The sequence below is a fragment of the Curtobacterium sp. VKM Ac-2887 genome, from assembly GCF_015350935.1.
GTDB lineage: Bacteria > Actinomycetota > Actinomycetes > Actinomycetales > Microbacteriaceae > Curtobacterium.
In genome coordinates this window covers 105,679-128,045 of record NZ_JADKSB010000005.1, presented here as the reverse complement: position 1 = coordinate 128,045, position 22,367 = coordinate 105,679, and the positions used below count along the sequence as shown (strand labels likewise).

Here is a 22,367-nt window from a genome sequence, read left to right as displayed (position 1 = left end):
CCCGTCCACAGGAAGTCGAGCCGAGCGGCTCATCCACAGGAGCCGCCCGACGGACGCGGGGCGGGCCTCCCGGACGCCATCGTTGGTGCATGACCACCAGCCACGCTCCGATCATCCGACTCGACCACGTGTCCAAGCACTACGGCGACGCCGCGCGCCGGGTGACGGCGCTCGACGACGTCAGCGTCGACATCGGCGCGGGGGAGTTCACCGCCGTGATGGGGCCGTCGGGGTCCGGCAAGTCGACGCTCATGCACGTCGCCGCGGGCCTCGACGCGGTGTCCGCGGGCCGCATCGAGATCGACGGGGTCGACATCACGGGGCTCGGTGACAAGGACCTGACCGAGCTCCGTCGCCGCCGGCTCGGGTTCGTGTTCCAGTCGTTCAACCTGGTGCCGACGCTCGACGTCAGCGAGAACATCCGGTTGCCGTTCCTGCTCGGCGGGCACAAGCCGTCGAAGGACGAGAGCGCGTGGATCGACCGTCTGGTCGACCAGCTCGGACTCGGCAACCGGCTCTCGCACCGGCCGCACCAGCTGTCGGGTGGGCAGCAGCAGCGCGTCGCCATCGCCCGGGCACTCGCCTCGCGGCCGGCGGTCGTCGTCGCCGACGAGCCGACCGGAGCCCTCGACTCGCGCACCGGCCGTGACGTGCTCGCGATCCTGCGCGGGGCCGTGCAGGAGTGGGGCCAGAGCGTCGTCATGGTGACGCACGACCCCGTCGCCGCCGCCAACGCCGACCGGATCCTGTTCCTCGCCGACGGCCGGGTCGTCGCCGACCGCCCGGCGATGGACGCCGGCGCGATCTCCACCACGATGCTGGGGATGGAGGCGGCAGCGTGAACGGCGTCCGCTCCTTCGCCCCGACCGTGCTGGTCGCGGCGCTCGGCACCACGTTCGGCTCGGCACTCGTCATCGCCCCGGGCATCGTGACCGAGGCGCTCGGCGCCGCCGGGCTCGCCGACCTCGGCCCGGTCAGGGCGATCCTGTCCGTCGTCGGGTGGCTGTTCCTCGGTATCGCGCTGTACGTCGGCGCGATCGTCACCGCCAACACCTGCGCGACCCTCATCGCCGGGCAGACCCGCATCATCGCGTTGCAGCGGCTCGTCGGTGCCACCGGCGCCACGCTCCGGGCCCGGATCACCCGGACCGGACTGGTCGTCGGAGTGCTCGGCGGACTGATCGGCGCCGTCGTGGGTACCGGGCTGTCCGCGGTGTTCGTGGTGGTCCTGCGCGGCAACGGGTTCCTGCCCGACACCGACTACACGCTCCTGCCGTGGGAACTCGTGCTCCCGGTCGTGGCCGTGGTCCTGGCGACCTGGGGAGCGTTCGCAGCGGGCTCCCGCCGGGTGCTGACCGTCACCCCGCTCGAGGCGCTGTCCTCGAGCATCGAACCGAGCCACGACGACGTCCGCTCGGGCACCGCCCGCAAGGTCTGGGCCATCGTGCTCATGGCCGGCGGCGCGGCGCTCATGCTCATCGGGCTCGCGGTCAGCGCGAGCTCGCCGATCGCGGTGCTGCCGGCTGCCCTCGGCGGGTTCGTGTCGTTCGCCGGTGTCGCCGTCGGAGCGACCATCGTGATGCCGCCGGTGCTGCAGCTCATCGGTCGGATCGGCTCGCACGACCCCGTCGTCCTGCTCGCCGGCCGCAACGCCATGCGTGCGCCGGGTCGGTCCTCGCGGGCGACGATCGGGCTCGTCATCGGCGTCACCCTGCTCGTCACCTTCGCCGTCGCACTGGGGATCATGCAGCACGTGCTCGAGGCCCAGCTCGAGCAGATGGGACAGGGCCAGATGACGACCGAGATGGTGCAGGCGCAGCGCGACTTCTTCGTGCAGCTGAACGCCGTCGTCAGCGTCATCGTCGGGTTCTCGGCCGTGATCGCCGCCGTCGGGGTCGTCAACGCGCTGGCACTCGGGGTCCTGCAGCGCCGACGCGAGCTCGGGCTGCTGCGGGTGCTCGGACTCACCGGGGCACAGGTCCGCCGGATGATCGTGACCGAGGCCGTGCAGATGGTCGTCGCGGCCGTCGTCTCGGGGCTCGTGCTCGGCACCTTCTACGGATGGGTCGGCGGGCAGACGCTGCTCGGGTCGCTCGGGCACCCGGTCACGCCGGTGTTGCCGCCGCTCACCATCGGGATCGTCGTCGTCGGGGCGCTCGTGCTCGCGGTCGTCGCGACGATCGCGCCGGTGCGGCGCGCGATGCGCGTGCCCCCGACCGAGGCGCTCGCGGTCGACTGACGCGGCGCTCTGGTCGCACCACGCGGCGGACGGGAGGCACGGTGCCAGCTGGCACCGTGCCTCCCGTCCGCCGTTCCGTGCGTCCACTGCCGCGCCGGCGCCCGCCACACCCGCGCCCGCCACGCCGCTCGCGTTCGCCGAGGTTCCACGATCCGCAGCGCTCGGCGGCGCTGGCGTCGGTTCGTGGAACCTCGGCGACCGACCGACGGCATGTCGTGACCACCCGGGCGCCGACCACCGACGCGCTTGTCACACAGCAGCCCGCCGGTGCTACCGTGGACTCGATGTACTCGGCACTCCTCCTCCTTCGCTGCCGCGACGAGGCCTGACACACCGGCCCACCTCGTCGCGGAGTCCGTCGTGGCCGCCCTCACCCAGAGCACACGAAAGCGACGAACGATGCAGAACACGCAGCAGCCCTCCGGGATGCCGATCCACAAGTACGTCCCCTTCCACGAACAGATCTCGGTCGAACTGCCCGACCGCACCTGGCCGACGAAGCGCATCGAGCGGGCCCCGCGCTGGTGTGCGGTCGACCTGCGCGACGGCAACCAGGCCCTCATCGACCCGATGGACGCCGAGCGCAAGCGCGCCATGTTCGACCTGCTCGTCGGCATGGGCTACAAGGAGATCGAGGTCGGGTTCCCGAGCGCCTCGCAGACCGACTTCGACTTCGTCCGCAGCCTGATCGACGAGGGCGCGATCCCCGACGACGTCACCATCCAGGTGCTGACCCAGGCGCGCGAGCACCTCATCCAGCGCACGTACGAGGCGATCGACGGCGCGAAGCAGGCCATCGTCCACCTGTACAACTCGACGTCGATCGTGCAGCGCGAGGTCGTCTTCCGCACCGACGTCCAGGGTGTCGTCGACATCGCGGTGGCCGGCGCGAAGCTGTGCAAGGCGGCCGAGGCGACGCTGCAGCACGACACGACGGTCTACTACGAGTACTCGCCGGAGTCCTACACGGGCACCGAGCTCGAGGTCGCGCTGCAGATCTGCAACGCCGTGCTCGAGGTCTTCGAGCCCACCCCCGACCGCAAGGTCATCATCAACCTGCCGGCCACCGTCGAGATGGCGACGCCGAACGTCTACGCCGACTCGATCGAGTGGATGTCGCGCAACCTCGCGCACCGCCAGGACGTCATCCTCTCGCTGCACCCGCACAACGACCGTGGCACCGCCGTCGCCGCCGCCGAGCTGGGCTACATGGCCGGCGCGGACCGCATCGAGGGCTGCCTGTTCGGCAACGGTGAGCGCACCGGCAACGTCGACCTCGTCGCGCTGGGCATGAACCTGTTCACGCAGGGCATCGACCCGGAGATCTCGTTCGCGGACATCGACCAGGTGAAGCGCACCGTCGAGTACTGCAACCAGCTGCCGGTGCCGGAGCGTCAGCCGTGGGCGGGCGACCTCGTCTACACGGCGTTCAGCGGTTCGCACCAGGACGCCATCAACAAGGGCTTCGAGGCGATGAAGGCCAAGGCTGCCGCCGCGGGCAAGGACATCGACGAGATCGAGTGGGCGGTGCCGTACCTGCCCGTCGACCCGAAGGACATCGGCCGGTCGTACGAGGCGGTCATCCGCGTCAACTCGCAGTCCGGCAAGGGCGGCGTCGCGTACCTGCTCAAGACCGACCACGCCCTCGACCTGCCCCGCAAGCTGCAGATCGAGTTCTCCGGCGTCGTGCAGCGGCACACCGACACCGAAGGCGGCGAGTTCTCGTCGCAGCGCATCTGGGACGTGTTCCAGGACGAGTACCTGCCCGCCTCGACCGACGACGACAAGTGGGGCCGCTACGAGCTCACCAAGACGGCGACCTCGAGCGACTTCGACGGCACGACCTCGCTGTCGGTCGCACTCCGCGTCGACGAGGGCTCCGTCACCGCCGGCGCCGTGGGCACCGGTCCGATCGACGCGTTCCTCAAGGTCCTCGCCGAGCAGGGCGTCCAGGTCACGCTGTACGACTACTCGGAGCACACGATGAGCGCCTCCGGTGACGCCAAGGCGGCGTCGTACGTCGAGCTCGACGTCGACGGCGTGCGCCTGTGGGGCGTCGGCATCGACGCCGACATCTCGACGGCCTCGCTCAAGGCGATCGTGTCCGCGGTGAACCGCGCGGTGCGCGCCGGTGCTGCAGCCGGCGCCGACTCGCCGGAGCTCGTCTCCGCCTGAGACGCGGCCAGACCGGGAGGCGCGGTGCAGGTCCGTCCTGCACCTGGGCCCACGCCGGCCGGTTCCGGGCCGACGCGCCAGCGGCGGACCGGCCGTGCCCGGTGGGGAGCCTCCCGTCTGTGCCCGGTCTTTCCCCCGTCACGCGCGATGGCAAGTCGAATCGGGCGTACCTGATCGTTTCTTTCGACCAGGTACGCCCGATTCCGCTCGGTACCCCTGCGCGCGGCGCGCGCGGCTGCGCGCTGCGCGCCGCACGCGGTGTCGGCGGGGCGGGGGATACTGGGGGCATGCCGCTGTACCGGGACGAGTGCGTCGTGTTGCGCACCCACAAGCTCGGGGAAGCCGACCGCATCGTCACCATGCTCAGCCGGCAGCACGGCAAGATCCGTGCGGTGGCCAAGGGCGTGCGGCGGACGGCGTCGAAGTTCGGCAGCCGGCTCGAGCCGTTCATGGTCGTCGACGCCCAGTTCTACGAGGGCCGGTCGCTCGACATCGTCACGCAGGCCGAGTCGCTCGGGGCCTACGGGGCGCAGATCGTCGCGGACTACGGCGCCTACACGGCAGCCAGTGCGATGGTCGAGACCGCCGACCGCCTGAGCGAGGCCGACGCCGGGCTGCAGCAGTACCTGTTGCTCGTCGGTGCGCTCCGGTCGCTCTCGCGCGGTGAGCACCACTCCAGCGCGACGCTCGACTCCTACCTGCTCCGTGCGATGAGCATCGCGGGGTGGGCGCCCTCGTTCAGCGACTGTGCGGTCACCGGGGAGCCCGGGCCGCACTCCGCGTTCGTGGTGCAGCTCGGCGGGGTCGTCGCCGATCGGGCTGCGCCTCCCGGCACGCCGCGGCTCGACCCGGCGACGCTCGGCGTGCTCGGCTCGCTGCTCGCCGGCGACTGGGCGAGCGTCGACGCCACCGACGAACGGACGCGGTCGAGGGCCTCCGGCGTGGTCGCGGCCTACGCCCAGTGGCACCTGGAACGATCGCTCCGGTCCCTGCCGCACGTCGACCGCTCGGAGCACCCGCTGCCCGTGCCGCTGACCCACGACGGACCCGAGGCGACAGCACGCGCGGTGGCCTCCACCCCGGCACCCGCACTCCCCGACCCCGATCCCGCCGCGGAAGGAACCCGCACCGTGGAAGGAACACCCACCGCATGAGCCCCCGCCGCCCCGACGACGCCGAGCCGTTCCGCCCGATCGACTGGACCGGTGAGACGCCTCCGGCGATCCCGGCCCGGTTCGTGCCGGACCACGTCGCGATCGTGATGGACGGCAACGGCCGGTGGGCCAACGGCCGCGGGCTCACCCGGATCGAGGGACACAAGGCGGGCGAGGCCTCGCTGCTCGACGTCGTCGCCGGCGGGATCCAGATCGGCGTCAAGCACATCTCGGCGTACGCGTTCTCCACCGAGAACTGGAAGCGTTCGCCGGAAGAGGTCCGGTTCCTGATGGGCTTCAACCGCGACGTGATCCGTCGTCGGCGCGACCAACTGAACGAGTGGGGCGTCAAGGTGCGGTGGGCCGGACGCCGTCCTCGGCTGTGGCGGAGCGTCATCGACGAGCTCGACCGTGCCGAGCAGATGACCGCGCGCAACGACGTGCTGACCCTGACGATGTGCGTCAACTACGGCGGCCGGAACGAGATCGTCGACGCCGTGCGGGGGATGGCCGAAGAGGTCGCCGCCGGACGCCTCAAGCCGAGCCAGGTCACCGAGAAGGCACTGGCGAAGCGGCTCTACGTGCCCGAGATGCCCGACGTCGACCTGTTCCTGCGCAGTTCGGGGGAGCAGCGCACGAGCAACTTCCTGCTGTGGCAGTCGGCGTACGCCGAGATGGTGTTCCTGGACCGCCTGTGGCCGGACTTCCGGCGCACCGACCTGTGGGGCGCGATCGAGGAGTACGCACGCCGCGACCGGCGCTACGGCGGTGCGGTCGACGCCCCGACGGCGTAGCGGGACCATCAGCCGGGCAGCGGCCCGTCGAGCAGGTGTGCCGCCGACCGCACCGCGTCCAGGGCGGCACGGACGCTCGGGACGCGCTCGGCCCCTCGGGCGATGACGACCTCGACCCGGCGGGCCAGGTCGTCGTCCACGGGGTCGACCCGGACCTCGGCGGGGATGACCGTCGTCGCGAGCGCCAGCCGGGGGAGCAGCGCCACGCCGAGTCCGGCGGCGACGAGCCCCACCACCGCAGCCGCGTTGTCGGTCTCGAGCACGATGTCCGGGGTGAACCCGGCGGTCGCACACGAGGCGAGCAGGTGGCCGCGGCACCGGGGGCAGCCGCCGATCCAGCGGGCGTCGCGGTGCGACGCGAGGTCCACGACACCGGCGTCCGCGGTGCCCGAGCCTCCGACCGGCGTCACCAGGGCGAGCGGATCCCGCCCGAGTGCCCGCGTGACGAGCCCGGGGTCCGGGGCAGACCCGACCTCGTCGCCGACGTAGGTGAAGGTCAGGGCGACGTCGACCTCCCCGCTCCGCAGCAGGTCGAGCGCCTCGGGCGGTTCGACCTCGACGTACGAGGTCGTCACGCCCGGAGCCGTCGACGCCAGCCGGGCGAGCACGGCGGGCACGAGAGCCGAGGACGCGCTCGGGAACCCGGCGAGGCGCACGCGGCCGCGGGTCAGCCCCCCGACGGCGTCGAGGTCCTCGCGCGCGGCGGTCAGCGCGGCCTGCACGTGCAACGCGTGGTCCGCGAGCACCCGACCGGCGTCCGTCAGGGTGGCACCGCGCCCGCCGCGACCGTCCTGCCCGGACCGCAGCACCAGGGTGTGCCCGAGTCGCCGCTCGGCCCGGGCGAGCAACTGGCTGACCGCGGGTTGGCTCGACCCGAGTGCTGCGGCGGCGCGGGTGATCGACCCGCCGTCGGCCACAGCGCGGAGGATCCGGAGCAGCTGGGGATCGATGTCGTCCATCACGCGATGTTATCGGCTGCACAACAGAACAGGCCTGGTGTGATGGGGCACGAGCCGGGACGCTGTCCGCATGGACTCCTTCCCCGCCGGCCGTGGCTACCTCGCGGCGTGCACCGCCGGTCTGCCGACCCGGGCCACGATCGCCGCCCAGCGGGCCGACCTCGACGCGTGGTCCCGAGCCGAGACCTCGCCGGCCCACTACGGAGCGTTGGTCGAGGAGGGCCGCGCGCTGTTCGCCGCCCTCGTCGGGGTGCCGGTGTCCCATGTCGCGACCGGCTCGCAGACCTCGGTGATGGCTGCGGTCGTCGCCGACGCCCTGCCGGACGGTGCCGAGGTGGTCGTGCCCGACGGCGACTTCAGCTCGGTCGTCTTCCCGTTCCTCGCCCAGGCGCACCGAGGCGTCCGCGTCCGGCACGTCCCGCTCGACCGGCTCGCCGCGTCCGTCGGGCCCGACACCGCCCTCGTCGCGTGGTCCGCGGTGCAGTCCGCCACCGGCGCCGTCACGGATCCTCACCCGGTCGTCGCCGCGGCCCGGCGGGTCGGTGCCCTCACCCTCTGCGACCTCACGCAAGCAGCCGGCGTCCTGCCCGTCGACGCGGCACTGTTCGACGTGACGCTCACGCACGCCTACAAGTGGCTCTGCGCACCGCGCGGCGTCGCCTTCATGACACTCTCCGACACCGCCCTCGGTCGGCTCCGCCCGGTCCAGGCCGGCTGGTACGCCGGCGCGGACGTCTGGTCGTCCTGCTACGGCCCCGACATGCGCCTGGCCGACGACGCCCGTCGCTTCGACGTCTCGCCGGCCTGGCAGGCGTGGCCCGGTGCCGTGGCCGCGCTCGAACACGCGGTCGCGCTCGACCAGCAGGCGGTCTGGAGGCACGCCACCGGTCTCGCAGATCGGCTGTGCGACGCCCTCGGGTCGCCTCGGCAGGGCGACGGGCAGGCGATCGTGACGTTCGCGGACGCCGACGGGTCGGCCCTCCGGGCCCTCACCGCCGCCGGACTCACCGCGTCGGGGCGTGCCGGGCGACTCCGGATCGCGTTCCACCTGTGGAACGACGAGTCCGACGTGAGCGACGTGGCGGCCGCACTGGGCGGGGTGGGGGCGACCACGTCGGCGAGGTGAGCGCTGCGGGCGGACGCGGGGCGGGCCTCCCGGCCGACGATCGCCGGTAGTCTTGCCCGGACCGTTTCCGCACCGAGCACCCAGCTCGGCGACCTCTGGAGCACTCTTTGGCACAGCCCACCCGTCTCGACAGCGTCATCGCCCTGGCCAAGCGCCGCGGCTTCGTCTTCCAGTCGGGTGAGATCTACGGAGGCTCCCGCTCCGCGTGGGACTACGGGCCCCTCGGTGTGGAGCTCAAGGAGAACATCAAGCGTCAGTGGTGGCAGCGGTTCGTCCGCGGCCGTGGCGACATGGTCGGCCTCGACTCCGCCGTCATCCTGCCCCGCAAGGTGTGGGAGGCCTCCGGCCACGTCGCGACCTTCACCGACCCGCTCGTGGAGTGCCTGCACTGCCACCACCGGTTCCGCGAGGACCACCTGATCGAGGCGTTCGTCGCCAAGAAGGGCCGCGACCCCGAGGGCCGCATGGCCGAGATCGCCTGCCCGAACTGCGGCACCCGCGGCGAGTGGACCGAGCCCCGCGAGTTCTCCGGGATGCTCAAGACGTACCTCGGCCCGGTCGAGTCCGAAGAGGGCCTGAACTTCCTGCGCCCCGAGACCGCCCAGGGCATCTTCGTCGACTTCGCGCAGGTCGTGACGACCAGCCGGATGAAGCCCCCGTTCGGCATCGGCCAGGTCGGCAAGGCGTTCCGCAACGAGATCACGCCCGGCAACTTCATCTTCCGCACCCGCGAGTTCGAGCAGATGGAGATCGAGTACTTCGTGCCGCCGGCCGAGGCTGGGGAGCACTACGAGCAGTGGATCGCCGACTCGATCGCGTTCTACACCGAGCTCGGCATCGACCCGGAAAACCTCCGCCGCTTCGACGTGCCGGACGGCGAGCGGGCGCACTACTCCGACGCCACCGCCGACATCGAGTACCGCTTCGGGTTCACCGGATCCGAGTGGGGCGAGCTCATGGGCGTCGCGAACCGCACCGACTTCGACCTCAACAACCACATCGAGTCGTCCGGCCAGGACCTGCGCTTCTTCGACCAGGCGGCCAACGAGAAGTACGTGCCGTACGTCATCGAGCCGTCCTTCGGCCTGACCCGTGCGCTCATGGCGTTCCTGCTCGACTCGTACCACGAGGACGAGGCACCGAACGCGAAGGGCGGCGTCGACAAGCGCACCGTGCTGCGACTCGACCCGCGCCTGGCGCCCGTCAAGGCCGCGGTGCTGCCGCTGTCGCGCAACGAGCAGCTGTCGCCGGTCGCCCGCGGCCTGGCCGACGACCTGCGCAAGAACTGGAACGTGGACTTCGACGACGCCGGTGCGATCGGCCGTCGCTACCGTCGTCACGACGAGATCGGTACGCCGTTCTGCATCACGGTCGACTTCGACACGCTCGAGGACAAGGCCGTCACGGTGCGCGAGCGCGACACCATGGCGCAGGAGCGGGTCGCCCTCGACCAGCTGCAGGGCTACCTGGCGCAGCGGCTGCTCGGCGCGTAGGGGTCTCGCGGGCGTCGCGGCGTCGCGGCGCGTCGGAACCAGGTTCCGGACACAGCAACACGCAGATCCACGGTGCGCTGTCCGGAACCAGGTTCTGCGGGAATGCGCGCGCAGCGTCCGCGTTGGGATCAGCATGAACGACTCCGTGAAGGTCGATGTCTGGTCGGACATCGCCTGCCCCTGGTGCTACATCGGCAAGCGCAAGTTCGAGGCCGGCGTCGCCGCGTTCGGCGCCTCGGCGGACGGCCGCCCGGTCGAGGTCGAGTACCACTCCTTCGAGCTCAGCCCGGACACCCCCGTCGACTTCGAGGGCACCGAGGCCGAGTTCCTGTCGGAGCACAAGGGCATGCCCGTCGAGCAGGCGCAGCAGATGCTCGACCAGGTGACGGCCATCGCAGCCGGCGTCGGCCTCGACTACGACTTCGAGGCCATGCACCACACGAACACCGTGAAGGCGCACCAGGTCATCCACCTCGCCAAGCAGCACGGCAAGCAGCTCGACATGGTCGAGCGCCTGTTCACCGCCTACTTCGAGCGCGGCGAGCACGTCGGCGACGACGCGACGCTGGCCGACCTGGCCGCCGAGATCGGGCTCGACCGCGACGAGGTCCTCGCCACGCTCCGCGACGACTCCCAGCTCGCAGCCGTCCGCGCCGACCAGGCCCAGGCGCAGGCCTTCGGCATCAACGGCGTCCCCTTCTTCGTCATCGACGGCAAGTACGGCGTCTCCGGTGCGCAGGACCCGGCGGCGTTCGAGCAGGTGCTGACGCAGGTCGTCGCGCTGCGCGGGACGACTCCGGACGAGGTCGCCTCGGCGACCGAACGCGCTGCGGACGACGCGAGCGCCGACGTGGCGGCGACCCGATGACGGGCGCGACGGTCACCGTCGGGGGTGGGGCGGGCCTCCCGTCCGCCCCGTCGGTCCCGGATGCGATCTCCGGTCTGGAGGCGCGCCCCGGCCTGCTCACGCTGGTCACGCCCGGCGGTGCGCCGGTCTGCGACGGTGATTCGTGCCTGATCGACGCCGGATCGTTCGCCGGTGCCGAGGGCGACTGGACCGAGGTGCCGGACTGACGGATCCGTCGGTCGCGCTTCGCGCGCTGCTCGTCCCGCGCCGCGCGCTGCTGGTCCCGCACCCCCGTGCGGTCGTTGCGCCCCGACTCTGCGGGGCGCAACGGCTGTGCGGGGGCGCGATCCGTCGGTCGCCGGACCGATCAGTCGCGCTGCGGTTCCTCGTCGGTGATGTCGGCGACCGTCGCGCCGTACGCGGCGACGAGGTCGTCGGCGTCGACGAAGGCACTCGCGCCGTGGCGACCGGCGCCGAGGGCGACCCGTCGACCGACGATGCGTTCGTCGGCGTAGACGGGCAGGTCGCCGGTCGCTCCGATGGGCGTGATCGTGCCGCGTTCGTAGCCGGACGCCTGGAGCGCGGTCGCCGCGTCGGGCATCGAGAGCTTGTTCACCCCGACGACGGTGCGGAGCTTCTTCCACGCGATGCTCCGGCCGCCCGGCACGAGCGCGAGCAGGAAGCCGCCGTCGTGGCGCTTCACGACGAGTGTCTTGACGATGTCGCCGGGGTCGATGCCGAGCAGTTCGGCGGCCTGCTGCAGGGAGTCCGCGGCGGGGCGTTCGACGACCTCGACCGTCAGGCCGCGGGCTGCTGCGTCGGTGTCGAAGCGGGTGCTGGCGTCGATCGTCATGTGGAGAACGCTACCGGCGAGCACCGACGTGGGAGGATGGACCAGGTATGACGATCACACAAGCCCCAGCACGGCCTCTGCGCATCGGCCCGATCGAGGTCGACGTGCCGGTCGTGCTCGCGCCCATGGCGGGCATCACGAACATGGCGTACCGCCGGCTCTGCCGCGAGTACGGCGCCGGTCTCTACGTCTGCGAGATGATCACCTCGCGCGCACTGGTCGAACGCACTCCCGTGTCGATGCAGCTCATCCAGCACCACGAGTCCGAGACCCCGCGGTCGATCCAGCTGTACGGCGTCGAGCCGAACACCGTGGCCGAGGCCGCGTCGATCCTGGTGGGCGAGGACCGTGCCGACCACATCGACCTGAACTTCGGCTGCCCGGTGCCCAAGGTCACCCGCAAGGGCGGCGGGGCGGCCCTGCCCTGGAAGCTCGAGCTGTTCCGCGAACTCGTCACGAAGACCGTCCGCGCCGCAGGGAACGTGCCGGTCACCGTGAAGATGCGCAAGGGCATCGACGAAGACCACCTGACCTACCTCGACGCCGCCCGCATCGCGCGGGACGCCGGCGTCGCCGCGGTGTCGCTGCACGCCCGCACGGCGAACGAGCACTACTCCGGTCACGCCGACTGGTCGGCGATCGCGACGCTGAAGGAGACCGTCACCGACATCCCGATCCTCGGCAACGGGGACATCTGGTCGGCTGCCGACGCCCTGCGCATGGTCGACGAGACCGGCGTCGACGGCGTCGTCGTCGGACGCGGGTGCCTCGGGCGTCCGTGGCTGTTCGGCGACCTGGCCGCGGCGTTCCGCGGCGAAGGGCTGCGGTACATGCCGACCCTGGGCGAGGTCGCCGACGGGTTCCGTCGGCACGCCGAACTGCTCGTCGAGTTCTTCGGGTCCGAAGACCACGGTTGTCGCGACGCCCGCAAGCACGTGGCCTGGTACTTCAAGGGGTACCCGATCGGCAGCGACGTGCGGTCCGGTCTCGCGCTGTCGTCGAGCCTGCAGGAGATCGACGACCTGCTCGGGCAGCTCGACCGCGACGCACCGTACCCCGGCGAGGGCGCCGAGGGTCCCCGTGGTCGCTCCGGCAACCCGAAGCGCACCGCCCTGCCCGACCGCTGGCTCGAGTCCCGCGACGTCGACAGCGAGTTCCGCAAGGTCCTCGCCGCCGCCGAGCTGCACCACAGCGGCGGATGAGCGCCACCGCCTCGTACGGCCCGGCCGACGCCGAGCGCTGGCTCCCCGAAGAGCACGGCAGCCGCCGATCGGACTTCGCCCGTGACCGAGCCCGGTTGCTGCACTCCAGCGCGCTGCGCCGCCTCTCCGCCAAGACCCAGGTGCTCAGCCCGACGACCGGGCTCGACTTCGCCCGCAACCGCCTGACCCACTCGCTCGAGGTGGCGCAGGTCGGTCGCGAGCTCGCGGACTCGTTGGGCCTCGACCCCGACGTGGTGGACACCGCGTGCCTGGCGCACGACATCGGCCACCCGCCCTTCGGCCACAACGGTGAGACCGCCGTCAACGCCTGGGCCGCCGGCATCGGCGGGTTCGAGGGCAACGCGCAGACGCTGCGGCTGCTCACCCGACTCGAGCCGAAGGTGTACGGGCTGCGGCCGGGGTCGGGCGCCGCTGTCGCTGCCGGCGCTGGCGCGGGGGCTGGCGCTGGCGCTGGCGTCGAGCGTCCCTTCGGGCTCAACCTGACGCGCGCGTCACTCGACGCCAGCTGCAAGTACCCGTGGCCCGCGGCGCAGGGCGTCTCCGAGTCGTCATCGGGTCGGACCAAGTTCGGCTTCTACGACGACGACCACGACGCCTTCGAGTGGCTCCGCGCCGGGGCGCCCCGTCGGCAGCGGTGCATCGAGGCGCAGGTCATGGACCTGTCCGACGACATCGCGTACTCGGTGCACGACTTCGAGGACGCCGTCGTCGCCGGGTTCATCGACGTCGCGGCGCTCGGCGACCGGGTCGGCGAGAACGACATCGTCACCGCGATGCACGCGTGGGTGGGCGACGACCTGAGTCGTGAGGAACTGCTCGAGGCGTTCGACCGCCTCCGGGCCCTGCCGCTCTGGATGACCTCGTACGACGGGTCCCGGCGTGACGCAGCGCACCTGAAGAACCTGACCTCGCAGCTGATCGGCCGCTTCGCGCGGACGGCAACGGCCGCGACCCGTGAGTCCTACGCCTCCGGGTCCCTGGTCCGGTTCGCGGCGTCGGTGGTGACGCCGCCGGAGATCATCGGCGAGATCGCGGTCCTCAAGGGGATCGTGGCGGCGTTCGTGATGACGCAGGGCGACCGGCAGCCCGTGTACGAAGACCAGCGTCGGATCCTGACCGAGCTGCTCGACGCCCTGGCGGCGTCGGGTGCGTCGGACCTCGAGCCCGGCTTCGCCGCCGACTGGCGTGCGGCGTCCGACGACGACGGCCGACTCCGCGCCGTGGTCGACCAGGTCGCGAGCCTGACGGACCAAGGGGCGATCGCCTGGCACCGTCGGTTGGTCGTCGGCGAGCGGGAAGCGGTCCACATCCCGGTGTGAGCGGTCGGCCGAGGTCGGTCCCACGAACTAGGATCAGAGGGTGGCTGGCAGGATCGCGCGGAACGACATCGACGAGGTCCGCTCGCGTGTCAACATCGCCGACGTCGTCGGCGACTACGTCACGCTGAAGAACGCGGGCGTCGGGTCGATGAAGGGGCTCTGCCCCTTCCACGACGAACGTTCCCCGTCGTTCCACGTCCGGCCCCAGGTCGGGCGTTACCACTGTTTCGGCTGCGGCGAGGACGGCGACGTCTTCAGCTTCATCATGGCGCAGGACCACACCACCTTCGCCGAGGCCGTCGAGCGTATGGCCGCGAAGATCGGCTTCACCCTGCACTACGAAGAGGGCGACGGGCCGCGCACCGACTACAACACCCGGGCCCGGCTGATCGCGGCCAACGAAGCCGCGCTCGAGTTCTACACGGCGCAGCTCACCACCGCCGCGGCCGACCCCGCACGGCGGTTCCTGGGGGAGCGCGGGTTCGATCCCTCGGCGGCGCAGCACTTCGGTGTCGGCTTCGCCCCGAAGTCCTTCGACATGCTCAAGGACCACCTGCGCGGTCGGGGCTTCACTCTCGAGGAACTCACCTCGGCCGGGCTCGTCAGCCAGGGCGACCGGTCGCCGTACGATCGGTTCCGTGGTCGCCTGATGTGGCCGATCCGCGACGTCACCGGAGCGACGATCGGGTTCGGCGCCCGTCGCCTGCTCGACGACGACAAGGGCCCGAAGTACCTCAACACGCCCGAGACCCCGATCTACCACAAGAGCCAGGTGCTCTACGGGCTCGACCTGGCTCGCCGCGACATCTCGAAGCAGAAGCAGGTCGTGATCGTCGAGGGCTACACCGACGTCATGGCCTGCCACGTCGCCGGCATCACCACCGCGGTCGCCACGTGCGGCACCTCGTTCGGCGTCGACCACATCAAGGTGCTCCGACCGATGCTCGGCGACCTGGCCGGCGCCGACCCGAACGCCAACGGCGAGGTGGTCTTCACCTTCGACCCGGACGAGGCCGGACAGCGTGCCGCATCCCGCGCCTTCGCCGAGGAACAGCGGTTCGCCGCGCAGACGTTCGTCGCCGTGGCGCCCGGTGGTCTCGACCCGTGCGACCTCCGGCTCGCCCGCGGCGACGACGCCATCCGCCGCCTGATCACGAACAAGCGCCCGATGTTCGAGTTCATGATCCGCCGCACGTTGGAGGGCCACGACCTCGAGACGGTCGAGGGCCGCGTCAGTGCCCTCCGCGCCGCCGCGCCCGTGCTCGCCGGCATCCGCGACCGCTCGCTCACGCAGGGCTACGTCCGCGAGCTCGCCGGCTGGCTCGGCATGGACATGCCCGAGGTCCGTCGATCGGTCGAGACCGCGCGTCGGCGTGCGGGGTCGACGGACGATCGGTCAGGAGGCCCGGGGCGCGACGGTCGCGCCGGTCACGCCACCGACGGGGCCGGTGTGGTCGAGGAGCCCGTCGCCGGGATCCGCTCGCTGCCGAACGACCCGATCAGCCGCATGGAGCGCGACGCCGTCATGGCGATGGTGCAGCAGCCGACCTCGGTCGGAGCGCCGCTGCTCGGGCTCGCCGCATCGGCCACGTTCTCGGCGCCGATGCTCGCCGTCGTGCGGGACGCCGTGGTCGCCAACGTCGACGTCATCGGGGCGGGGGACTGGCTCGACCGGTTGCTCGCCGACGTGCCGACCCCCTTGCGCACCCTGACGCACGAGCTGGCCCTCGCGCCGATCCCCGCGCGCAACGCCGAGGACCTCGCCGCGTACTGCCGGAGCATCGTCGTCGCCCTGGTCGAGCGGGACCTGCTCGCCCGCAAGGCCTCGTTGCTCGGACAACTGCAGCGTGCGGACCCGCACGAGCAGGCCGAGCGGCGCGCCGAGATCCAGCGGCAGCTCGTGGACATCGACGCGCAGCGCATGCGGCTCCGCGCCGACGCCGAGGCGTCCTAGCCCCTCGCTCTCGCCGCCCGAGTGTCGGGGCGCCTGCCGCGCGGCCGTGTCGGGCGTCGAGTGGTCGCAAGGCGTCGGCTGGCCGGGGTCCGGCCGACGGGACGTGACCGCTCGGGGTGGGACGGGCGGTGTGTCGTGACCGGTCGGCGGGGGCGAGGGACGGGGCCGACGTGGGGCGAGCCTCCAGGCCGACGGTGTGGCCGCACGACGTGCCGAGTGTCGGGCGTCGAGTGGTCGCAAGGCGTCGGCTGACCGGGGTTCGGCCGACGGGACGTGACCGCTCGGGGTGGGACGGGCGGTGTGTCGTGACCGGTCGGCGGGGGCGACCACCCAGGTTGCAGCGCGCAACTTTCGTGTGCGGCGCGCCGGGTCGATGCGCACGAATGATGCATCACGCGACGGGTGCTTGCATTACAGCGGTGTAAACAAATCGCTCCCGGTTCGATCTGTTCCGTGACAGGGTGATACCAATGAGCGTTCCTGGCCGGGCACACAGACGTACCACCCGCCGGTCCGGACACTTGCACCCAACTTCAAGAGAGGCATCGAACATGGCATCCGTGTTCAAGAAGCACACAGCCACGTGGGGCAGGCGCGGCATCGCGCTCGGCGCCGGAGCAGCAGCGACGGCGCTGGTGCTGACCGGCTGCGCGAGCAGCAGCGTGAGCGACACCGAGTTGAACGGCCTGAGCATCGGGACGACGGACAAGATCACGTCCCTCGACCCGGCCGGCTCCTACGACAACGGCTCGTTCGCCGTGCAGAACCAGGTCTTCCCGTTCCTGATGAACACGCCCGTGGGCAGCCCGGACGTCGAGCCGGACATCGCCACGAAGGCGGAGTTCACGAGCCCGACCACGTACGAGGTCACCCTCAAGGACGGCCTCGAGTTCGCGAACGGCAACAAGCTCACCTCGAGCGACGTGAAGTTCTCGTTCGACCGCGAGCTCAAGATCAACAACGAGAACGGCCCGCAGTCGCTGCTCGCCAACCTCAAGAGCATCGACACCCCGGACGACACGACCGTGGTGTTCAACCTCGACCACGCCGACCAGACCTGGCCGCAGGTGCTCTCGAGCCCCGCCGGCCCGATCGTCGACGAGGACGTCTTCAGCGCGACGAAGCTCACCAGCGCCGACGACATCGTCAAGGGCAAGGCGTTCGCCGGGCAGTACCAGATCAGCTCCTACAAGGAGAACCAGCTGATCCAGTACAAGACGAACCCGAAGTACGACGGCCTGCTCGGCAAGGCGAAGACCTCCGAGGTGACGGCCAACTACTACACCAAGGAGACCGACCTCAAGCTCGCCGTGCAGCAGGGCGACGTCGACGTTGCGTACCGCTCCCTGACGCCGACCGACATCTCGGACCTGCGCAAGGACGACAAGCTCAAGGTCACCGACGGCCCCGGCGGCGAGATCCGCTACGTGGTCTTCAACTTCAAGACGCAGCCGTTCGGCACCGGTCAGGACGACGCCGACGAGGCGAAGGCCCTCGCCGTGCGACAGGCCGCCGCCGACGTGGTCGACCGCGCCGCCCTGGCGAAGGAGGTCTACAACGACACCTTCACGCCGCTGTACTCGATGGTGCCGGACGGCCTCACCGGTGCGGTCCAGCCGTTCAAGGACATGTACGGCGACGGCGACGGTGGCCCCGACGTCGACAAGGCGAAGAAGACCCTCGCCGACGCCGGTGTCTCCGGCAAGGTGCAGCTCGACATCCAGTACGCGCCCGACCACTACGGTTCGGCGTCGGACGACGAGTACGCGCTGCTGAAGACGCAGCTCGAGGACTCGGGGCTGTTCACCGTCAACATCCAGTCGACGGTCTACACGACCTACGCCCAGGAGCGCACGAAGGACGCGTACCCGGAGTACCAGCTCGGTTGGTTCCCGGACTTCTCCGACGCCGACAACTACCTGTCGCCGTTCTTCACCAAGGAGAACTTCGTCCAGAACCACTACGACGACTCGGTCATCCAGGACCTCATCGCGAAGGAGCAGGCGGAGTCCGACCCGGACAAGCGTGCCGACCTGATCGAGCAGGCCCAGGAGCGCGAGGCTTCGCAGATCTCGACGCTGCCCCTGCTGCAGGGCAAGTCCGTCGCCGTCGCCGGCAAGGACGTCAAGGGCCTGACCCTCGACGCCTCGTTCAAGTTCCGGTACGCCACCCTCAGCAAGTAGCACCACGCCCCTCGCGCAGGCCGCGGGCGTTCCCACGAGGAACGCCCGCGTGCCTGCGCACCGGCATGAAAGGCACCCCTCCCCGTGACCCTGAGCACCCCAGAGGCGACCCAGGACGTGAACGGCACCGATCCGACCAAGCCACAGGCACAACGTCGTGCCAAGAGCAGTGGCGGCGGACTCGGCCGGTACGTCCTCGTCAGGTTCCTCCTCATCATCCCGACCGTCTTCATCCTGGTGACGCTCGTGTTCTTCCTGATGCGCGTCATCGGGAACCCGATCACCGCGTCGGTCGGCGGCCGACTCACCCCGACGCAGCTGCAGGAACGCCTGCACGCCGCCGGGTACGACCGTCCCGTGCTCGTGCAGTACTTCGAGTACCTCGGCGGCATCCTGCGCGGTGACTTCGGCAACGCGTCGACCGACAACCGGCCGATCACCGAGATCATCCTGCAGTACGGCGGCGCGACCGCCGAGCTCGTCTTCTACGCCCTCGTCGTCGCGCTCGTGCTCGGCATCCCGCTCGGCATGCTGGCCGCGTACACGCGCGACAAGTGGCCCGACGTGCTGCTCCGTGCCCTCGCGATCCTGACGTACGCGACCCCGGTGTTCTTCGGCGGCCTGCTGCTCAAGCTCGTCTTCTCGGTGTGGCTCGGTTGGCTGCCGCTCGGCGACCGCGCGTCGACCAGGGTGGAGCTCATCCTCGACGGCATCCCCGGCGCGAGCGGCATCTACATCATCGATGCACTGCGGACCGGCAACGCGGCGGTCATCGGCGACGTGCTGCAGCACGCCGTCCTGCCGGCGCTGACCCTCGGACTGCTGACCGCCGGCATCTTCCTGCGCCTGGTGCGCGCGAACATGATCGGGTCGCTCGGCTCCGAGTACGTCGACGCGGCCCGCTCCCGCGGTGTCCGCGAGTCGCGGTTGGTGCGGACGCACGCGTTCCGCCCCGCTCTCGTGCCGATCATCACGGTCATGGGCCTGCAGATCGCGATGCTGCTGGGCGGTTCGGTCCTGACCGAGACCACCTTCGGGTGGCGCGGCCTGGGCTTCGAGCTCAACCAGTACCTGTCGGCCCGTGACTTCGTCGCGGTCCAGGGCATCGTCGCGATGCTGGCGGTGATCGTCGCGGTGACCAACTTCATCGTCGACGTCGTCGCCGCCCTGATCGACCCGAGAGTGAGGTTCTGACGATGGCCGACACCACCCTCGTCGACCGCCACGAGCCGCTCTGGAAGCGGCTGCCCGTGGTGGTCCAGCTCCGCAAGAGCACCGGCTGGCAGCGCGCCATGCTCATCGTCGGCGTGGTCATCTGCGCCCTGTACCTGCTCGTCGCGGTCTTCGCGCCGCTGTTGGCCCCGTACGGCTTCGGCCAGCTGCAGGGCGCGGACGGCGAGAGCTTCCCGCGCACGGGCGCACCGAGCGCCGAGCACATCTGGGGCACCACCGTCGGCGGGTTCGACGTGTTCAGCCGGGTGGTCTACGGCGCCCGGACCGCGGTCCTCGTCGTGATCGTCGCGGTCGTCGTGTCGATCATCGTGGGCGTCCTGCTCGGCCTGGTCTCCGGCTACCTGGGCGGCTGGCTCGACCGGGTCCTGGTCGTGGTCGCCGACGCGATCTACGCGTTCCCCTCGCTGCTGCTCGCGATCGTCGTGTCGATCGTGATCTCCGGTGGCAACTCGAGCTACTCAGGCGGCATCATCGCGGCGGCGATCTCGATCACCGTCGTCTACGTGCCGCAGTACTTCCGGGTGGTCCGTGCCGAGGCCGTGCGCCTGAAGAACGACGCGTTCGTCGAGTCGGCGCGCGTGATGGGCACGAACCCGTGGCGCATCATGACCCGGCACGTGCTGCGGAACTCGACCAGGTCCCTGCCGCTCATCCTGACGCTCAACGCCAGCGACGCGATCCTGACCCTGGCCGGCCTCGGCTTCCTCGGGTTCGGCATCGGTCCGACGTCCGGCGCCGAGTGGGGCTACGACCTCAGCCGTGCGCTGTCCGACGTCGCGAGCGGCGTCTGGTGGACCGGTGTCTACCCGGGTGTCGCGATCGTGGTGCTGGTGCTCGGTGTGACGTTCATCGGCGAGAGCCTCAACGACATCTCCGACCCCCGTCTGCGTGCGCGCCGACGGCTGAAGCAGCTGGTGTCCACGCGCGACGCGCGCAACACGGCCACCGCGGAAGGACCGGGCGCATGACGACCGACACCGAGAACGCACCCGTGGTCGTCGTCGACGACCTCACGGTCACCTTCGCCACCGACGGCGGCGCGGTCGACGCGGTCAAGGGCGTCAGCCTCGACGTCCGCCCCGGCGAGGTCCTCGCCCTGGTCGGCGAGTCCGGCTCCGGCAAGTCCGTCACGGCTCGGGCGATGCTCCGGCTCATGCCCGAGACGGCGACGCTCGGCGGCGCGGTGCTGCTCGACGGCACCGACGTCGTCACCGTCGGCGCGCAGAAGCTCCGCAGCCTGCGGGGGACCGCCGGTGCGATGGTCTTCCAGGAGCCGTCGACCGCCCTCAACCCGGTCTTCACGGTCGGGTGGCAGATCGCCGAGGGGCTCCGCGCCCACGGCGGCATGTCCAAGAAGGAGGCGCGGGCGAAGGCCATCGACTACCTCGGCCGCGTCGGCATCCCCGACCCCGAGACCCGCGTCGACCACTACCCGCACCAGTTCTCCGGCGGCCAGAAGCAGCGTGTCGTCATCGCGAGTGCCCTGGCCCTCGAGCCGTCGGTGATCATCGCCGACGAGCCGACCACGGCGCTCGACGTCACGGTGCAGGCCGAGATCCTCGACCTGCTCCGCCGCTGCCGCGACGAGTTCGGCACGGCGATCGTGATCATCACGCACAACATGGGTGTGGTGGCCGACCTGGCCGACCGCGTCGCCGTGATGTACCAGGGCGAGATCGTCGAAGAGGCCTCGGCGACGGACCTGTTCGCGCGTCCGCAGGCCGACTACACGAAGCGGCTGCTCGCCGCCGTGCCCCGGCTCGAGGCGTCGACGGGCACCGCCCGCCGTGCCGCGATCACCGAGGACGTCACCCCGCTGGTCGAGGCGAAGGGGCTCGAGATCGAGTACCCCGGCCGCCTCGGTTCGCCCGCGTTCCGCGCCGTGAAGGGCGTCGACCTGGCGATCCGTCCCGGCGAGGTCCTCGGCTTGGTGGGGGAGTCCGGCTCCGGCAAGACCACGATCGGTCGCGCCATGGCCGGGCTGACGAAGGTCACCGGCGGCTCGCTGAAGGTCCTCGGCGCCGAGATGCTCGGCTACCGGGAGCGCGACTTCAAGCACCTGCGCAAGGACATCGGGTTCGTGTTCCAGGACCCGGCGACGTCGTTCAACCCGCTGCTCACGATCGCCGAGTGCGTCGCCGAGCCGCTGGTCGTCCACAAGGAGGTGTCGAGCCCGCGTGCGGCCCGTAAGCGCGTTGACGAACTCCTCGAGGCGGTCCAGCTGCCGAAGGCGTACGGGGACCGCTACCCGCACGAGCTCTCCGGTGGGCAGCGCCAGCGCGCCTCGCTCGCCCGGTCGCTCGCGCTCCGGCCGAAGCTGCTCATCGCCGACGAGCCGACGAGTGCGCTCGACGTGTCGGTGCAGGCCCGCGTGCTCGAGCTCTTCCTCGAGCTCCAGCAGGACCTGGGCTTCGCGTCGCTGTTCATCAGCCACGACCTGGCGGTCGTGGGCGCGCTGTCCGACCGGATCGCGGTGCTGTACCGCGGCGACCTGGTCGAGGTGGGCACGACGGCGCAGGTCCTCGGCGCCCCGCAGCACCCGTACACGCAGCGCCTGCTGGCGTCGCTCCCGGTGCCGGACCCTGCGGAGCAGGCCGAGCGACGGCGTACGCTGGAGCAACTGGAGAACGTCGGGTCCTGACCCGATGCGACCCGCGTCTGGTCTCGACCCGGCGCGACCCGTCCAGGAGGCCCGTCCAGCGTCGTCGACGCACGCCGGGCCTCCTGGACGGTCGCCTCCACAGCTGTACGCACGACGGTACTGCCAGCGCGGTCCGTCGCGAACCGCCGCCAGGGGGCGGCGTGGAAGGGGACC

General features: G+C 71.1%; 18 protein-coding genes and 1 pseudogene. 17 read left to right on the top strand and 2 right to left on the bottom strand.

What is annotated here, in order from left to right; all coding sequences use genetic code 11:
• Positions 1-89: 89 nt before the first annotated feature.
• The 5 genes from ITJ69_RS07760 (at position 90) to ITJ69_RS07740 (ending at position 6,362) form a co-directional block, all read left to right on the top strand.
• Positions 90-842, top strand: coding sequence for an ABC transporter ATP-binding protein (locus ITJ69_RS07760; RefSeq protein ID WP_111085736.1), 753 nt, complete (start codon positions 90-92; stop codon positions 840-842).
• Complete coding sequence (locus tag ITJ69_RS20925) at positions 839-2,239, top strand: ABC transporter permease (RefSeq protein WP_131920524.1); 1,401 nt, start codon at positions 839-841, stop codon at positions 2,237-2,239. The genes ITJ69_RS07760 and ITJ69_RS20925 overlap by 4 nt, the downstream gene beginning before the upstream one ends.
• A gap of 399 nt (positions 2,240-2,638) precedes the next feature.
• Complete coding sequence (leuA, locus tag ITJ69_RS07750) at positions 2,639-4,414, top strand: 2-isopropylmalate synthase (RefSeq protein ID WP_194672484.1); 1,776 nt, start codon at positions 2,639-2,641, stop codon at positions 4,412-4,414.
• 287 nt (positions 4,415-4,701) lie between these two features.
• Entirely contained in the window at positions 4,702-5,568 is an 867-nt protein-coding gene (gene recO, locus ITJ69_RS07745; RefSeq protein WP_131920522.1) for a DNA repair protein RecO, read from the top strand.
• On the top strand, positions 5,565-6,362 hold the full coding sequence (locus tag ITJ69_RS07740; protein ID WP_131846220.1) for an isoprenyl transferase: 798 nt from the start codon (positions 5,565-5,567) through the stop codon (positions 6,360-6,362). Before recO ends, ITJ69_RS07740 begins: the two co-directional genes overlap by 4 nt.
• Before the next feature lie 8 nt (positions 6,363-6,370).
• Here the strand turns inward: ITJ69_RS07740 and ITJ69_RS07735 are convergent, their stop codons facing one another.
• Positions 6,371-7,321: a LysR family transcriptional regulator gene (locus tag ITJ69_RS07735; RefSeq protein WP_159572975.1), complete on the bottom strand. Its 951-nt coding sequence runs from the start codon at positions 7,319-7,321 to the stop codon at positions 6,371-6,373.
• A 70-nt stretch (positions 7,322-7,391) separates the two neighbouring features.
• Between ITJ69_RS07735 and ITJ69_RS07730 the strand changes: the two genes are divergently transcribed.
• The 4 genes from ITJ69_RS07730 (at position 7,392) to ITJ69_RS07715 (ending at position 11,014) form a co-directional block, all read left to right on the top strand.
• Positions 7,392-8,447 carry an aminotransferase class V-fold PLP-dependent enzyme gene (locus tag ITJ69_RS07730; protein WP_194672483.1) on the top strand — a complete coding sequence of 352 codons (1,056 nt, stop codon included), beginning with the start codon at positions 7,392-7,394 and terminating at the stop codon, positions 8,445-8,447.
• Between the two features lie 107 nt (positions 8,448-8,554).
• On the top strand, positions 8,555-9,940 hold the full coding sequence (locus tag ITJ69_RS07725) for a glycine--tRNA ligase (RefSeq protein WP_123938268.1): 1,386 nt from the start codon (positions 8,555-8,557) through the stop codon (positions 9,938-9,940).
• 133 nt (positions 9,941-10,073) lie between these two features.
• Positions 10,074-10,808 carry a DsbA family oxidoreductase gene (locus ITJ69_RS07720; protein ID WP_194672482.1) on the top strand — a complete coding sequence of 245 codons (735 nt, stop codon included), beginning with the start codon at positions 10,074-10,076 and terminating at the stop codon, positions 10,806-10,808.
• The gene (locus tag ITJ69_RS07715; protein ID WP_123340411.1) at positions 10,805-11,014 is read left to right on the top strand and encodes a hypothetical protein; all 210 of its coding nucleotides are present in this window, start codon (positions 10,805-10,807) and stop codon (positions 11,012-11,014) included. Before ITJ69_RS07720 ends, ITJ69_RS07715 begins: the two co-directional genes overlap by 4 nt.
• 140 nt (positions 11,015-11,154) lie before the next feature.
• Here the strand turns inward: ITJ69_RS07715 and ITJ69_RS07710 are convergent, their stop codons facing one another.
• Positions 11,155-11,640 (bottom strand): aminoacyl-tRNA deacylase, encoded by a 486-nt coding sequence (locus tag ITJ69_RS07710; protein WP_194672481.1) that lies wholly within the window; start codon positions 11,638-11,640, stop codon positions 11,155-11,157.
• A gap of 47 nt (positions 11,641-11,687) precedes the next feature.
• On the opposite strand from ITJ69_RS07710, the gene dusB reads away from it, so the two are divergent.
• From dusB to ITJ69_RS07675, 8 genes and pseudogenes are all read left to right on the top strand, one after another.
• On the top strand, positions 11,688-12,842 hold the full coding sequence (dusB, locus tag ITJ69_RS07705; protein ID WP_123292566.1) for a tRNA dihydrouridine synthase DusB: 1,155 nt from the start codon (positions 11,688-11,690) through the stop codon (positions 12,840-12,842).
• Positions 12,839-14,182: a deoxyguanosinetriphosphate triphosphohydrolase gene (locus ITJ69_RS07700; RefSeq protein WP_194672480.1), complete on the top strand. Its 1,344-nt coding sequence runs from the start codon at positions 12,839-12,841 to the stop codon at positions 14,180-14,182. The genes dusB and ITJ69_RS07700 overlap by 4 nt, the downstream gene beginning before the upstream one ends.
• Positions 14,183-14,222: 40 nt before the next feature.
• Positions 14,223-16,136, top strand: a complete 1,914-nt coding sequence (gene dnaG, locus ITJ69_RS07695; RefSeq protein ID WP_123340415.1) for a DNA primase — start codon at positions 14,223-14,225, stop codon at positions 16,134-16,136.
• 551 nt (positions 16,137-16,687) lie between these two features.
• Positions 16,688-18,319 (top strand): ABC transporter substrate-binding protein, encoded by a 1,632-nt coding sequence (locus ITJ69_RS07690; RefSeq protein ID WP_123292569.1) that lies wholly within the window; start codon positions 16,688-16,690, stop codon positions 18,317-18,319.
• An 84-nt stretch (positions 18,320-18,403) separates the two neighbouring features.
• Positions 18,404-18,712: pseudogene (locus ITJ69_RS21075) on the top strand (ABC transporter permease); the annotation flags it as partial.
• A 135-nt stretch (positions 18,713-18,847) separates the two neighbouring features.
• On the top strand, positions 18,848-19,513 hold the full coding sequence (locus ITJ69_RS21070) for an ABC transporter permease (RefSeq protein ID WP_395875174.1): 666 nt from the start codon (positions 18,848-18,850) through the stop codon (positions 19,511-19,513).
• Between the two features lie 2 nt (positions 19,514-19,515).
• The gene (locus tag ITJ69_RS07680; protein WP_131920462.1) at positions 19,516-20,520 is read left to right on the top strand and encodes an ABC transporter permease; all 1,005 of its coding nucleotides are present in this window, start codon (positions 19,516-19,518) and stop codon (positions 20,518-20,520) included.
• Complete coding sequence (locus tag ITJ69_RS07675; RefSeq protein ID WP_123292571.1) at positions 20,517-22,193, top strand: ABC transporter ATP-binding protein; 1,677 nt, start codon at positions 20,517-20,519, stop codon at positions 22,191-22,193. The genes ITJ69_RS07680 and ITJ69_RS07675 overlap by 4 nt, the downstream gene beginning before the upstream one ends.
• Positions 22,194-22,367 lie beyond the last annotated feature (174 nt).